General features: G+C 76.6%; 2 pseudogenes. One reads left to right on the plus strand and one right to left on the minus strand.

Annotation, left to right across the window (positions count from 1 at the left end):
• Positions 1 to 37 precede the first annotated feature (37 nt).
• Positions 38 to 151: pseudogene (locus PUR56_RS13340) on the plus strand (beta-ketoacyl synthase N-terminal-like domain-containing protein); the annotation flags it as partial.
• A gap of 114 nt (positions 152 to 265) precedes the next feature.
• Here the strand turns inward: PUR56_RS13340 and PUR56_RS13345 are convergent.
• Positions 266 to 565: pseudogene (locus PUR56_RS13345) on the minus strand (beta-ketoacyl synthase N-terminal-like domain-containing protein); the annotation flags it as partial.
• Positions 566 to 627 lie beyond the last annotated feature (62 nt).

Consider the following 627-nt stretch of genomic DNA (forward strand, 5'->3'; position numbering starts at 1 on the left):
CGACGATCCGATCGTCATCGTCGGGTTGGCCTGCGGGTTGCCGGGCGGGGACGACACCCCGGAGGAGCTCTGGGACCTGCTGGCCTCCGGGACCGCCGCCATGGGCGGGTTCCCCTCGGACCGCGGCTGGGACCTGGTAGCCCTCGCCGCCCCGGACCCGGAGCACCCCGGCACCACGTACCCCCGGGACGGCGGCTTCGTGGCCGCCGCCGGCCCGGTGGTACGCCGAGCCGGGGGGCACCGGCTCCGCGTGGACGCGGGCTTCCAGGTCCCAGCCGCGGTCCGAGGGGAACCCGCCCATGTCGTCGGTCCCGGAGGCCAGCAGGTCCCAGAGGTCCTCCGGGTTGTCGGCCCCGCCCGGGAACCGGCAGGCCAACCCGACGATGACGATCGGATCGTCGGTGTCCGGCGCGGCCGGAGCGGCCGGTACCGCCGCCGCTGCACGTCCGCCGACGAGCCTTTCCAGCAGGAACCCGGCCAGCCGGTCGGCGTCCGGGGAGTCGAAGACCCGTGCCGCCGGGAGGGTGAGTCGGGTCGCGGCGGCCAGCCGGGTCCGCAGTTCCATCGCGGTGAGCGAGGCGAGGCCGAGGTCCTGGAACGAGCGGACGGGCGCCACCGCTGCGCCCG

The sequence above is a fragment of the Streptomyces sp. BE303 genome, from assembly GCF_036290945.1.
Lineage (GTDB): Bacteria > Actinomycetota > Actinomycetes > Streptomycetales > Streptomycetaceae > Kitasatospora.